The organism is Paraburkholderia sp. BL6665CI2N2, from assembly GCF_004366535.1.
GTDB lineage: Bacteria > Pseudomonadota > Gammaproteobacteria > Burkholderiales > Burkholderiaceae > Paraburkholderia.
In genome coordinates, this window is record NZ_SORC01000001.1 from 1,151,015 (window position 1) to 1,163,993 (window position 12,979).

The 12,979-nt window shown below is 62.7% G+C and carries 12 protein-coding genes and 1 pseudogene; 9 read left to right on the plus strand and 4 right to left on the minus strand.

Annotated features, from left to right (window positions below):
* Nucleotides 1-25 precede the first annotated feature (25 nt).
* A pseudogene (locus tag B0G81_RS05165) lies at nucleotides 26-661 on the minus strand (short chain dehydrogenase); the annotation flags it as partial.
* 224 nt (nucleotides 662-885) lie between these two features.
* Here B0G81_RS05165 and B0G81_RS05170 point away from each other — a divergent pair.
* Nucleotides 886-1,767: a CHAD domain-containing protein gene (locus B0G81_RS05170; protein WP_134133760.1), complete on the plus strand. Its 882-nt coding sequence runs from the start codon at nucleotides 886-888 to the stop codon at nucleotides 1,765-1,767.
* A gap of 41 nt (nucleotides 1,768-1,808) precedes the next feature.
* Here B0G81_RS05170 and B0G81_RS05175 read toward each other — a convergent pair whose 3' ends face one another.
* Nucleotides 1,809-2,849 carry a VTT domain-containing protein gene (locus B0G81_RS05175; protein ID WP_134133761.1) on the minus strand — a complete coding sequence of 347 codons (1,041 nt, stop codon included), beginning with the start codon at nucleotides 2,847-2,849 and terminating at the stop codon, nucleotides 1,809-1,811.
* Between the two features lie 291 nt (nucleotides 2,850-3,140).
* Between B0G81_RS05175 and B0G81_RS05180 the strand changes: the two genes are divergently transcribed.
* On the plus strand, nucleotides 3,141-4,055 hold the full coding sequence (locus tag B0G81_RS05180) for a DMT family transporter (RefSeq protein WP_134133762.1): 915 nt from the start codon (nucleotides 3,141-3,143) through the stop codon (nucleotides 4,053-4,055).
* Between the two features lie 27 nt (nucleotides 4,056-4,082).
* Here the strand turns inward: B0G81_RS05180 and folE are convergent, their stop codons facing one another.
* Both folE and B0G81_RS05190 read right to left on the minus strand, forming a co-directional pair.
* The gene (gene folE / locus B0G81_RS05185) at nucleotides 4,083-4,721 is read right to left on the minus strand and encodes a GTP cyclohydrolase I FolE (protein WP_134133763.1); all 639 of its coding nucleotides are present in this window, start codon (nucleotides 4,719-4,721) and stop codon (nucleotides 4,083-4,085) included.
* 121 nt (nucleotides 4,722-4,842) lie between these two features.
* Nucleotides 4,843-5,772: a LysR family transcriptional regulator gene (locus tag B0G81_RS05190; RefSeq protein ID WP_134133764.1), complete on the minus strand. Its 930-nt coding sequence runs from the start codon at nucleotides 5,770-5,772 to the stop codon at nucleotides 4,843-4,845.
* A gap of 382 nt (nucleotides 5,773-6,154) precedes the next feature.
* Between B0G81_RS05190 and B0G81_RS05195 the strand changes: the two genes are divergently transcribed.
* From B0G81_RS05195 to B0G81_RS05225, 7 genes are all read left to right on the plus strand, one after another.
* Complete coding sequence (locus B0G81_RS05195) at nucleotides 6,155-6,862, plus strand: 3-oxoacid CoA-transferase subunit A (RefSeq protein WP_134133765.1); 708 nt, start codon at nucleotides 6,155-6,157, stop codon at nucleotides 6,860-6,862.
* Between the two features lie 13 nt (nucleotides 6,863-6,875).
* Complete coding sequence (locus B0G81_RS05200; protein WP_106276869.1) at nucleotides 6,876-7,526, plus strand: 3-oxoacid CoA-transferase subunit B; 651 nt, start codon at nucleotides 6,876-6,878, stop codon at nucleotides 7,524-7,526.
* Between the two features lie 94 nt (nucleotides 7,527-7,620).
* Complete coding sequence (locus tag B0G81_RS05205; RefSeq protein WP_134133766.1) at nucleotides 7,621-9,000, plus strand: 3-carboxy-cis,cis-muconate cycloisomerase; 1,380 nt, start codon at nucleotides 7,621-7,623, stop codon at nucleotides 8,998-9,000.
* Between the two features lie 5 nt (nucleotides 9,001-9,005).
* Complete coding sequence (gene pcaD / locus B0G81_RS05210) at nucleotides 9,006-9,797, plus strand: 3-oxoadipate enol-lactonase (protein WP_134133767.1); 792 nt, start codon at nucleotides 9,006-9,008, stop codon at nucleotides 9,795-9,797.
* Nucleotides 9,794-10,189, plus strand: coding sequence for a 4-carboxymuconolactone decarboxylase (pcaC, locus tag B0G81_RS05215; protein WP_116123175.1), 396 nt, complete (start codon nucleotides 9,794-9,796; stop codon nucleotides 10,187-10,189). The genes pcaD and pcaC overlap by 4 nt, the downstream gene beginning before the upstream one ends.
* Before the next feature lie 518 nt (nucleotides 10,190-10,707).
* On the plus strand, nucleotides 10,708-11,556 hold the full coding sequence (locus B0G81_RS05220) for an ABC transporter permease (RefSeq protein WP_134133768.1): 849 nt from the start codon (nucleotides 10,708-10,710) through the stop codon (nucleotides 11,554-11,556).
* A 12-nt stretch (nucleotides 11,557-11,568) separates the two neighbouring features.
* A complete protein-coding gene (locus B0G81_RS05225) occupies nucleotides 11,569-12,927 on the plus strand; it encodes an ABC transporter ATP-binding protein (RefSeq protein ID WP_243856363.1) in 1,359 nt (452 codons plus the stop codon).
* The last annotated feature ends 52 nt before the right edge of the window (nucleotides 12,928-12,979 follow it).

Genomic DNA, 12,979 nt, shown 5'->3' on the forward strand with positions numbered 1-12,979 from the left:
GAAAAGGCCTGGCCCGCACGATCCGTCATGAGGCGGAGATCACTTCGCCGCTCGCGCCGCCACCGAGACTGCGTTTGTAGGCCTGCGCTACCAAGGCAACTGGCACGCCTTGCGACGGATCGCGGCCCATCGACTCGAGTGTCTCGGCGACCCAGCCCGGGCTGACCACGTTCACGCGGGCTTTGCCGCGCAGTTCGAGCGCCGCCGAACGTGCGAACGCTTCCACGCCGGCATTCACGACGCTGACGGCCGCGCTGCCTTCCATCGGCTGCTGCGCGAGCGTACCGCTCGTCAGCGTGAAGCACGCGCCTTGCGACACGTGTGCCGCGCCGCAGCGCACCAGATTGACCTGGCCCATCAACTTGTTGGCAAGACTGAACGAGAAATCGTCGTCGGAGAGCGAGGCGAGCGGGGCGAACTTCGCTGCGCCCGCCGTGCAGACAACCGCGTCGAGTTTGCCGGCTTGCTGGTACATCGATTCGATGCTGGCTTTGTTCGACAGATCCACGTGAAGATCGGAACCCTTGCGGCTCGCGGTGACGATGTCGTGTTCGGCGGCGAGCAGCTTGACCACCTCGCCGCCGATCAGACCTGTTGCACCGACAATCAGTATTCGCATACCAAGCTCCTGAAAGCTGTTCGTGTTTGCGCCGATCTGGGTTGCGGCGCCAGTGCGCGGCCGAACGGCCTCGCGTCAGTTAAAGATAGTCGCTTCGTGGTCGCGATGTCGACGAACACAGAAAAAAGACCATGCTCGCTGCGAGGCGAGCGAGGCTTGCGTTGGATCATGCGTGCGGCCCGTAGAAGCGACACAGTCGTCACGTCAATTTTAGTTGGGCGCTTTTTTTGCTACTGTGTTGATAGGGTGTTCTCAAAGGGGCTTTGATGAAGCGCGAAAATCCGAAAGGCGAGAAACAACCCGTCGACAGCGACCCCGCCGTTAAAGCGCGCTCCGCGCAAGAGGCCTTCGCGTCGTATGCGGCGCCTCTTGTCGATCACGCGATCGAATACGCCAACGCGGTGCACGAAGACCCGTCGCCGGAAGCGCTGCACAAATTGCGTGTGTCGCTGCGGCGTTTGCGCTCTTTGTGGTGGGCCTTCGAGCCCTTGCTGGAGAAAGGCGAAAACACCCGGCAACGGGCGCTCTATAAGTACCTGGCCACGGCCGCCGGCAAAACGCGCGACTGGGACATTCTGATCGAATTGCTGACGCGCGACGATAACGGCGCACGCAGCGGCGCGAGCGAAATAGCGCCCAAACTCAAGGACGCTCGCGGCGCGGCGTTGACGACGAGCCGCGAGACGCTCTCGAACGCCGACGTCAAGCATCTGCTGCGCGAAGCCTTGTCCAGTGCGTCCAAAGAACTGAATACCGCACATGAGCGCATGCCGCTGCAAAAATTCGCGAACCAACGCGTGGCCGCTTCAGAGCGCTCGTTGAAGAAGCGGTTAAAACGAGCGCGACGTGCGAAGCGCTCCAACTACATTGCCTTCCACAATGTGAGGAAGGCAGGCAAGAAACTGCGCTATCTGCTCGAGTTTTTCGAACCCGTCCTGAGCGGCGGCCGCAAACGCACCCTCAAACGTTTGAAGCAGATCCAGAAACGTTTCGGTACGCTGAACGATGTGGTCGCAAGTGAGATGTTGCTGCGCGACAATGCGACCTTGCTCGCCGGCGTCGGCGATCCTGAAGCGGCGCTTCACTGGCTCGGCAAGGAGCGCAAACGCCGGATGCGTTCGGCGGCCGGACTGCTGCGCAAGCTTTAATACTGCTACGGCGACGAGGAGCTCGCCGCGACCGGCGCGGCTCAGGTGCCCTGCGTACTGCGCGGCGCGAAACCGCGTAACGTGATCGCCCCGAGCGCTTCGCCGCGCGATGCCGGCGCGCGGCCGGCGGTGCCCGACTCGTCGATCAAGGCAAGCGGTTCGACCGGAAAGCCGCGCCGCTGCCAGGCATCGAGGCCGCCCCGCAGCGCGCGAATCCGCGTGTAGCCGTTATCGCGCATGCGTTGCGTGATTTCGAACGCGGTCGCGCTGTCCGGGCAAATGCAGTAGATCACCACGTCATGCGCCCGCAGCGCCCCGTCGATCTGCTCCCGCGACTGCGGATCGAGCGCGAGCGCGCCGGGAATGCGGCACGGCGCTTCGAGCAAGGGCGCCTGCGGACGGGCATCGAGCACCTTGGGCGGTGGCGCGAGCCGGCGCCAGCCGTCGGCGGCCGCTTGTGCCGCTGCGGCGTCCCTGAAGCGGCGGCGTTCGCGTCGTCGTTGCTCCAGACGGAAGGCCAGATAGAGCAGTGCGGTGACCAGCAAAATGTCGATGACTGTGCCGCCACGGGCTTTGACGAATTCGAGCAGCATATGCAGTTGCCGTTCCGCCGCGGCGCCGCCTAGCAGCCAGAAGGCTGCCCACGCGAGGGCGCCGGCGAAATCCCAGACCGCATAGATGCGGACGTCGACGGCGGTCGTACCCATCAGCGGCGGCGTGACGAGCGCGAGTCCGGGGACGAACTTCGAGATCGACACGAGCGGCACACCGAAGCGCTCGAACAGCGCGCGCGCCTTGTCCACTCTTGAATCGACGGCGGGCGAGAGCCGGCCTAGCGCCGCAATCAGCTTGCGGCCATACAGGCGGCCGGCCGTGAACCACGCGCCGTCGCCGATCAGCGCGCCGAGCACGGCGGCGCCGAGGACCGGCCAGAACGACAGCGTGCCGGCGGCAATCGCGGATCCCGCGAACAGCAGCATGGGCACCGCGGGGATCGGTACGCCGAGACGCGTCAACAGAACGTTGACGAACACGACCGCGCCGCCCCAGGTCGACACCGCCGAAGACGGAAATGCTACCAATTGAGGAGCTCCTGTTTTTGCGGTTGAGCCGGCGTGCTTCCGGGGTTTCTACAGACGGTTGCAAAGCGTGTACCCGAACGGCCTGCCGGCGGCTGCCACGTGAGCGGCGCTCCGTTCGTTCAGGATACTCGATGGATTTGCCGCCGGGCCAGCATTGACGGCGTCGTCGTGAGCGAGCTGACCTGGTTCATTGACTCGCTTTTTGACTTGCCCTGTTTTGCAATTTCGTTCAAGACCGCCGCTTGTCGTGCCTTTACTCTGCGTGCTCGATCCAACCAACAGGACAGCACCATGAACTCGCGGTATGCCGGATATCTGTTTTGCGCGCTGGCGATGGTCGGCGTCGGCAGCACGGTGGTGGTCAGCAAATCCATCGCGGCCGGACTGCCGCCATTCAGCGCGACCGCGTTGCGCTTCGCGATTGCCTTTCCGTTGTTCGTGCTGGCGATGCGCTGGCGAGGCGTACGCTGGCCGCGTCTGGACCGGCGCGATACGCTGCTCGTGATCGCCCAGGCGGGGGCCGGGAGCGTCGGCTATACGGTGTTGCTGATCAGCGGGATGAAACTCGCCTCGGCTGCCGATGCCGGCGTGATTGCCGGCACCTTGCCCGCCGTGTCGGCCGGCGTCGCCATGCTCGCGCTCGGCGAGCGCCCCGCGCCCGCGTTGATCGGCGCGATCCTGCTGGCGACGGCGGGCGTGCTCGCGTGCACCATGCACACCGTGCATCCCGGCGAATTCACCGCGCCGCATATGGCCAGTTCGCTGGCGGGCAACGCGCTGGTGTTTCTCGCGATCGTCTGCGAGGCGTTGTTCATTCTGCTCAATCGCAAGCTGCGCGCGGCGGTAGCGCCGTTGCCGCTGTCGGCGCTGATGTGTGGCATCGGTTTCGCGGTGGCGATCGTGCCGGCCTGCTTCGAAAAGCCGTGGACCTTGCCGGTCGATGCGAGCGCACTCGGCGGCGTGCTGTATTACGCGCTGGTGCCGACCGTGCTGGGCTTCGTGCTCTGGTATGCGGGCGCCGCCCGGTTGAGCGGCGCCGAAGCGGGCTTGATGACCGCGCTCGTGCCGGTGAGCGCGGTGGCGTTGGCTGCGATGGTGTTGGGCGAGTCGGTCAGTGCGGCGCAACTGGCCGGGGTTGCGTGCGTGCTGGGCGCGGTGTTGCTGGCCACTTTCGGCCAGCTGCGCGTGAGGCGGAGCGTGGCATGAGGCAGGCTTGCCTCGCGCGTGCTCAGCCTACGTATTGGCGACCGCCATCACGCCCGGATTGCCGACGATCGACAGAAACTCGCGACGTGTCGACGGATCCGTGCGGAACGTGCCGAGCATGCGTGAGGTGACCATTGTCACGCCGGCCTTGTGCACGCCGCGCGTCGACATGCATTGATGCGCGGCTTCGAGAATCACGCCGACGCCTGCCGGTTGCAGCACTTCGTTCAAGGTGTCGGCGATCTGCACCGTCATCTTTTCCTGGATCTGCAAGCGTTTGGCGAACGCATCGACCAGCCGCGCCAGCTTGGAGATGCCGACCACGCGATGCCCCGGCAGATACGCCACATGCGCGCGTCCGATGATCGGCACCATGTGATGTTCGCAGTAACTTTCGAAGCGGATGTCTTTCAGCACGATCATTTCGTCGTAGCCGTCCACTTCGGAGAAGGTGCGGGCGAGGATCTCGCGCGGGTCGACCTGATAGCCCGCGTAAAACTCCTCATAGGATCGCACCACACGCGCCGGTGTGTCGATCAGGCCTTCACGCGCCGGGTCGTCGCCGGCCCAACGCAACAGCACGCGAACCGCTGCTTCAGCTTCCTCGCGGCTCGGGCGCTCCGTTGCGGTTGTCGGTTTGGTTTTCTTCGCCTTGCTACTGGTCATCCGTCGCTCCTACGGGATCGCGCGTCGAGTCTATACGGAGCGCGCGGGTTCAATGAGTGCGGCCATTGTTCCATGTTTTGCAACGTGTCGTGCCGATGTCCCTGTGTGCCGTCAGGGCAGCTCATTTGGGCCATTCGTCCAGCGCGTCGTTGAACAGTTCGGCCACCACGCTGCGCAGCCAGCTTCCACGCGGATCGTTATGAAACTTGCGATGCCAATGCTGGCGCAGATCGAAATGCGGCAGCGGCAAAGGCGGCTCGACCAGCGTGATCGACGCATGCTCCGACACGTACGCGAAGCCGATCGCATGCGGCACGGTGGCGAGCAGATCGGTGCGCGCGAGGATGAACGGCAGGCTCATGAAGTGAGGCGTTTCGAGCACGGCGCGGCGCTTGATGCGCTTCTTCTCCAGGTACTGCTCGAGCACTTCCTGGCTGCGTCCTTCCGCGCGCACCACGGCGTGACCCGACGCCACGTACTGCGCCAGCGTAAGCGGCGCCTTCGCCAGTGGATGTTGCGCGCGCATCAGGCAGATGAAGCGATGCGTGAAAAGACGCTGCTGGAAGAAGTTATTGCCCGCCAAATCGGGGAAATAGCCGATCGCTAGATCCACGTCGCCCGATTCGAGCCCGCGTTCCACCTGCGACGGCGAGACCGTCACCGAGCGCAGATTCGCAAACGGCGCGCGTTCGGCGAACAGTTGCAGGAGCCGCGGCAGAAACACGATCTCGCCGACGTCGGAGAGCGCGATGGAGAACGTATGGGTGCTGGTGGCCGGGTCGAATTCCTGCACGTCGAGCATGCCTTTCTCGATGCGCGAAAGTGCGTCGCGTGCGGCGGGCAGGATGGCGAGCGCGCGCGGCGTCGGCTCCATGCCTTTGGACGTGCGCACGAACAGCGGATCGTCGAAGTACTCCCGCAACTTGCCTAGCGCGGTGCTCACGCGCGGCTGGCTGACGCCGAGCTGCTCGGCCGCGCGGCTGACATTGCGCGTGTCTTCCATCGCGACGAGGTAGGGGATCAGGTTCAGATCCAGGTTTGGTTCAGACATGCTCGATGACCTGCGGCGCGGACAGCGTATTTGATAAGTGGATAGAGGTTAGCCCAATAATCTCCTGTTTGGATAGTGCGACTCTTCGCCCCGACCGGCCGACGCCAACAACAAACCGCCATGTCACGCAGCAAGAACCTATGATTAAGGGGAATTCCCTGCCTTGACAACCTGCACGATGGACTACCATAATCGCCTCAGCGTTCGCTAAACGAATCCATGTTCATACAACGAACAAATTTGAAGCGAGCAAACCAACGGCGCCAGCTTCGCATCGCACTTGGCGAGCCGCCGCCAGCATTGGCCGGAGACCGTCCCGCTCAAGCCCTGCCCGCATGGCAGCAAGTCTGACGGCACGCAGCGCCTTCAAAGGAAATTCGACATGATCAACAAGATTTTCGAGTCACTTCAATCGGCGGTCGCCGATATCAACGACGGCGCAACCGTCATGATCGGCGGCTTCGGCACGGCCGGCATGCCGTCGGAGCTGATCGACGCGCTGATCGAACAGGGCGCGCGCGAACTCACCATCGTCAACAACAACGCCGGTAACGGCGACATCGGCCTCGCCGCGCTGCTCAAAGCCAAACGCGTGCGCAAGATCATCTGCTCGTTTCCGCGCCAAAGCGATTCGTACGTGTTCGACGCGTTGTATCGCGCTGGCGAACTCGAACTCGAACTGGTGCCGCAGGGCAATCTGGCGGAGCGCATTCGTGCGGCGGGTGCGGGCATTGGCGGCTTTTTCACGCCGACCGGCTATGGCACCAAGCTCGCCGAAGGCAAGGAAACCCGTCTGATCGACGGCCGGCATTACGTGCTGGAGGCGCCGCTGCATGCGGACTTCGCGCTGATCAAGGCGTACAAGGCCGATCGCTGGGGCAATCTCACGTATCGCAAGACGGCTCGGAACTTTGGACCGATCATGGCCAGTGCGGCGAAAACCGCGATCGTGCAGGTGTCGCAAGTCGTGCCGCTCGGCGAACTCGATCCGGAAAACATCGTGACGCCCGGCATTTTCGTGCAGCGTGTGATCGAAGTGCCGCAAGCGGCCCACGCCCCGACGCCCAATCCTCACGACGCTGCCGCCTGATTCGGAGACCGACATGAAAAAACTGACCCGCGATGAAATGGCCAAGCGCGTTGCGCTGGATATCCCCGAAGGCGCGTACGTGAACCTCGGCATTGGCGTGCCGACGCTGGTGGCCAACCACCTTGCGGCCGACAAGGAAATCTTCCTGCACAGCGAAAACGGCCTGCTCGGCATGGGCCCGGCGCCCGCCAAAGGCGAGGAAGACGACGAACTGATCAACGCCGGCAAGCAGCACGTCACGCTGCTCAAGGGCGGCGCATACTTCCACCACGCGGATTCGTTCGCGATGATGCGCGGCGGCCATCTGGATTTCTGCGTGCTCGGCGCCTTCCAGGTGTCGGCGAGGGGCGATCTGGCAAACTGGCACACTGGTGCGCCCGATGCGATTCCGGCAGTCGGCGGCGCGATGGATCTGGCGATCGGCGCGAAGCAGGTGTATGTGATGATGGAGCACCTGACCAAGCAGGGCGAGAGCAAGATCGCCGCTGAATGCTCATACCCGGTGACGGGCGTGGGTTGCGTCAACCGTATCTATACGGATCTGGCGATGATCGATGTGACCGACAAGGGTCTCGTGGTGCGCGAGATTTTCTCGGACATCGATTTCGACGCATTGCACAAGCTGACCGGTGTGCCGCTGATCGACGGCACGCAAGCGGCTTAACGCGCCCGCAACGCGCCGGGGCGACGCTGGCCCAGGAGCCGGCGTCGCCCCGGCGCGAACTTCACTTCCGACACCCTCGATCATCGACGTCATCATGCTCGACTCCAGCGCCCGTCTCACCGGACTTCTTTGCGGCACGCAGCCGATGAACGACATCTGGGCGCCGCGCGCCACGCTGCAACGGATGCTCGACGTGGAAGCGGCGCTCGCGCGCGCTTCGGCCGCGCATCAGGTGATTCCACAAACGGCGGTGGCCGCGATCGAAGCCGCTTGCCAAGCCGACCAACTCGACGCCGACGCACTCGCACGCGACGCCGCGCTCGGTGGCAATCTCGCGATTCCGCTCGTCAAGCAACTCACCGCGTGCGTCAAGGCCGCCGACGCCGAAGCATCGAAATACGTGCATTGGGGCGCCACGAGCCAGGACATCATCGACACGGCGACGGTGCTGCAACTGCGCAACACCTTCGATCTGCTCGACAACAGTTTGCAAGCCACCTGCGACGCCGTGGCGAAACTCGCGGCCACGCATCGCGCCACGCCGATGATCGGCCGCACCTGGTTGCAGCAGGCGCTGCCCATCACGCTCGGCCTGAAATTTGCGCAATGGCTCGACGCGCTGTTGCGCCATCGCGAGCGGCTCGATGCGTTGCGCGCGCGCGTGCTGGTGCTGCAATTCGGCGGCGCGGCGGGCACGCTGGCGAGCCTGCGCGATGCCGCGCCGCAAGTCACGCAATCGCTCGCTGAAGAACTTGGCCTTGCCGTGCCGACGCTGCCGTGGCATACGCAGCGCGATCGGATTGCCGAAACGGCGTCGATGTTCGGCATGCTGATCGGCACACTCGGCAAGATCGCGCGCGACATCTCGCTGCAGATGCAAACCGAAATCGACGAACTCGCCGAACCGGCCGCGGCCGGCAAGGGCGGTTCGTCGACCATGCCGCACAAGCGCAATCCGGTCGGTTGCGCCGCCGTGCTGACGGCCGCCACGCGAGCGCCGGGGCTGGTCGCCACGGTATTCGCCGGCATGGTGCAGGAGCACGAACGCGCGCTCGGCGGCTGGCAAGCCGAGTGGGACGCGCTGCCGGATCTCGCGCGTCTCGCGGGCGGCGCGCTCGCCAACATCGAACAGATCGCAACGGGGCTGAACGTCAACGTGCCGCGCCTTGCCGCCAATCTCGACGTCACGCATGGCCTGATTCTCGGCGAAGCGGTGATGCTCGCGCTCGGCGACAGCATCGGCCGGCTCGACGCGCATCATCTGGTGGAGCGCGCGTCGAAAGCCGCGATCCGCGACGGTCAGACGCTGTTCGACGTGCTCGCCGCGGACCCGGCCGTCACCACGCATCTTCCGCTCGAGCGCCTGAAGCAACTGCTCGATCCGGCTCAATACGTCGGCCAGGCGCACGCTTATGTGGACGCCGCGCTGGCACTTCACACCACGCGCTCGCAGCGCGACCATTCCAGGGAGTAACCGGCATGCCTTACGCCGCAGTCAATGGCACCGAGCTTCACTATCGAATCGACGGCGACCGTCACGGCAACGCGCCGTGGATCGTGTTGTCGAATTCGCTCGGCACGGATCTGTCCATGTGGGCGCCGCAAGTCGCGGCGCTGTCGAAACATTTTCGCGTGCTGCGCTACGACACGCGCGGTCATGGCCATTCGGAAGCGCCGAAGGGCCCGTACACGATCGAACAACTGACCGGCGACGTGCTCGGCCTGATGGATACGTTGAAGATCGTCCGCGCGCATTTCTGCGGAATTTCGATGGGCGGCCTGACCGGCGTTGCGTTGGCGGCGCGTCACGGCAACCGGTTCGAACGCGTCGTGCTGTGCAATACGGCGGCGCGCATCGGTTCACCCGAAGTGTGGATCCCGCGCGCCGCGAGAGCGCGCACCGAAGGCATGCGCGCGCTCGCCGATGCCGTGCTGCCGCGCTGGTTCACGGCTGACTACGTCGAACGCGAGCCGGTGGTGCTCGCCCTGATTCGCGACGTGTTCGTGCATACCGACAAGGAAGGCTACGCATCGAATTGCGACGCCATCGACGCGGCCGACCTGCGCCCTGAAGCGCCGGGCATCAAGGTGCCGGCGCTGGTGATCAGCGGCACGCGCGATCTGGCCGCGACACCGGCGCAAGGGCGCGAACTGGCGCAGTCGATTTCCGGCGCGCGCTACGTGGAGCTGGACGCCTCGCACATTTCCAACATCGAGAAAGCCGACGCTTTCACGAAGACTGTGATCGACTTCCTGACGGAGCAGAAATGAACGACGAAGATCGCTATGAAGCCGGCCTCGATGTGCGCCGCGCGGTGCTGGGCAGTGCGCACGTCGACCGGTCGCTTGCGAACCGCAATGAGTTGACGGAAGAGTTTCAGAATTTCATCACCCGTTACGCGTGGGGCGAAATCTGGACGCGTGACGGCTTGCCGCGCCACACGCGCAGCCTGCTGACCATCGCGATGATGGTCGCGCTCAATCGCAGCGAGGAACTCGCACTGCACCTGCGCGCCGCGAAGAACAACGGCGTGACGCGCGAGCAGATCAAGGAAGTGCTAATGCAAACCGCGATCTATTGCGGCGTGCCGGCGGCGAATTCGGCGTTTCACCTGGCCGACAAATTGTTCCGCGAAGACGACGCAGCGGCAGCTCAGCCGTAGGCATGTATCGCGATGGCGCGTCAGGCAGCGTGTGAATGCACGCTGCTTCTGGACATCGACAATGTCTGATTTCATCCAGCCTGCAATGGGCTGTGATACGGATACCTGATACCCGGCGGCGTTCGACCTGGACGCCGCGCACTGCGGGAATCGGTCACATTCCACGTCTCTCGGTTTTTGCAGAAAATTCGACAGGGAAGTTGAATTTTCCTGCAAACATTTCTGACGTTTCTTGTTTGCGCGCCGTCATTTTCTAAGATCTTAGCCGACCCAATTCGTTGAGAATACGAATGGTGGTGGTGCTTTGGGTTATTAGTCTTTCGCACATTTCAGATGTGAATCTGACGCCTTCAAGATAGCGACACTCGTTCGAGCGAGTGTGGCTGGTCCGTAGGATTCTCCAGGAGCAGTGGAGCGGGCTCCGACCGGCGCGATCCCGGCAGGTTCATTGACGCCGCATGGTTTGCCTCTTCGTTCACCGTTAAACCAGCCGGCGCTGTTCAAGGCGATCTGCCAATATGAGCTTTACCTATAAACACGACGGTCGCGAAGAATCTCATCCCCGCGCTCATTTTCGTGATCTCTTTTTACTTCCGTGGCAGCAACGCCAGCTTATCGTCGCGCTAACCAGGCGGGACATTTTGAGCCGATATCGCGGGTCGGTAATGGGACTGGCCTGGTCCATCGTTCAGCCGTTGATCATGCTCGCCATGTACACGGTCGTCTTTGGCACGCTGTTGAAATCGCGCTGGCCAGGAACCGACAATAGTTTTCAATTCGCGGTGATCCTGTTCGTCGGCCTGATTCTTTTCAATTTCTTCGCCGAGTGCCTGAATAGAGCGCCGACCATCATCACGACCAACGCGAACTACGTGACGAAGGTCGTCTTCCCCCTCGAAATCCTGCCTTGGATAACAGTCGCCTCGGCGGCCTTTCACTTCCTGACGAGCTTTGCTGTCTGGGTTGTCTTTGCGCTGTGCGTGTACGGGAAGCTTCAATGGACGATCGTCTTTTTGCCGGCGCTTTTCATGCCGCTCGCTTTTGTCGGCGTGGGTGTGGGTTGGCTGTTCGCCGCCACTGGCGTCTACGTGCGTGACCTGACGTATGTCACCACGCTGCTTTCATCCCTGTTGATGTTCCTCTCGCCGGTTTTCTACGCGCTCGATACTTTGACGCCCGCTTTCAGGGCACTCATTCTGGTCAATCCGCTGACTTTCATCATCGAGCAGGCGCGAGCGGTCATGATCGCCGGCGAGTTGCCCGACTTCGTGGGGATAGCGATCTATCTGTCATGCAGCATCGGATTCGCGTGGATCTGTCTGGCCTGGTTTCAGAAGACCCGCGAAGGTTTCGCGGACGTTGTGTAAAGGCCGATGCTCATGGAAATGAATCTAGTCGGCAAGCCTGAAACCACGATTCAGGTGACAAATGCCTCGAAGCGTTTCGACATCTACGAAAAGCCGTTCGATCGTCTCAAGCATATCGTGTTTCCAAAACGCACCGGCTATTCACGCGAATTCTGGGCGCTTCGGAACGTGTCGCTCTCGGTCAACCGTGGCGAAACGGTCGGTATCATCGGGCGCAACGGCTCCGGCAAGTCCACGCTTTTGCAGATAATTTGCGGCACGCTGCGCCCCACCCACGGCGATATCGCGATCAACGGCCGCGTGGCGGCACTGCTCGAATTGGGAGCCGGTTTCAATCTGGAGTTTTCCGGTCGGGAAAACGTCTACCTGAACGCGGCCATGCTGGGAATGACGGCTGACCAGATTGAACGGAAATTCGCCAGCATCGAGCAGTTTGCGGAAATCGGCGACTTCATCGATCAGCCGGTGAAAACTTATTCGAGCGGCATGTACGTGCGGCTTGCGTTTGCCGTGGCCATTCACGTCGAGCCTGCGGTCCTGATCATCGACGAAGCGCTTGCGGTGGGCGACGCGCGCTTCCAGGCCAAATGCTTCAACAAGATCAAGGAACTCAAGGAATCCGGCGTCACGATTCTTTTCGTGTCGCATGACGTCGGCTCGGTGCGAACCTTGTGTGAGCGCGCCGTCTGGCTCGATGGCGGACGGGTTCGGCTGGAAGGCAACGCGTTCGCCGTTACCGCGCAATACACGCAGTTCATGTCCGAGGGGCTCGGCGAAAGCGAAGCGATCGGGGCGTCCAGTCAGTCGGTAGAGAGCGTGGCCGGTCGTGATGAAGAAGCGAAGCAGAACAATCAGACCGCGGAAAGCGCGGTGCCGGCCGCCTCGACTGCTCGTGACGAACCGATCAACCATTGGGGCACGCATATCGGATCGATCGTGTCGGCCCGGGTTCTGGACTCGGCCGGCCGGCGCCAGAGCGTGTTCACGGCATTCGAGCCGATGATCGTCCGTTTGGCGATCCGGATTCCTGAAGGCATCGATCGCCGCGCGGTGAGCGTGGCTTTCTCCATCAAGGATACGAAAGGCACCGATCTGATCGTCCGAACGACCCACGACGAGAAAAGCATCGACTTCGATTTCGACTGTAGTGAGGTCGAAATCGAGTTTCGCCTGAGAAACCAGCTCAACACGGGCCGGTATCTGCTCGTGGCGGCCCTCGAAGACCGGTCTACGGCAGTGCCGCAGTACTACGAATACATCGAGGGCGCCTGCTATTTCTCTTCCTATGTTGAAAGCGATAGATACGGGCTGTTCCTGCCCGACATCACAGAACACATACGCGTGGAAGAAACGCCAGTAGACGCGCGCTGACGGCATCAGAAAGGGCAATCGGAATAACGGCGACTCAAGAGGTTGGCCATGG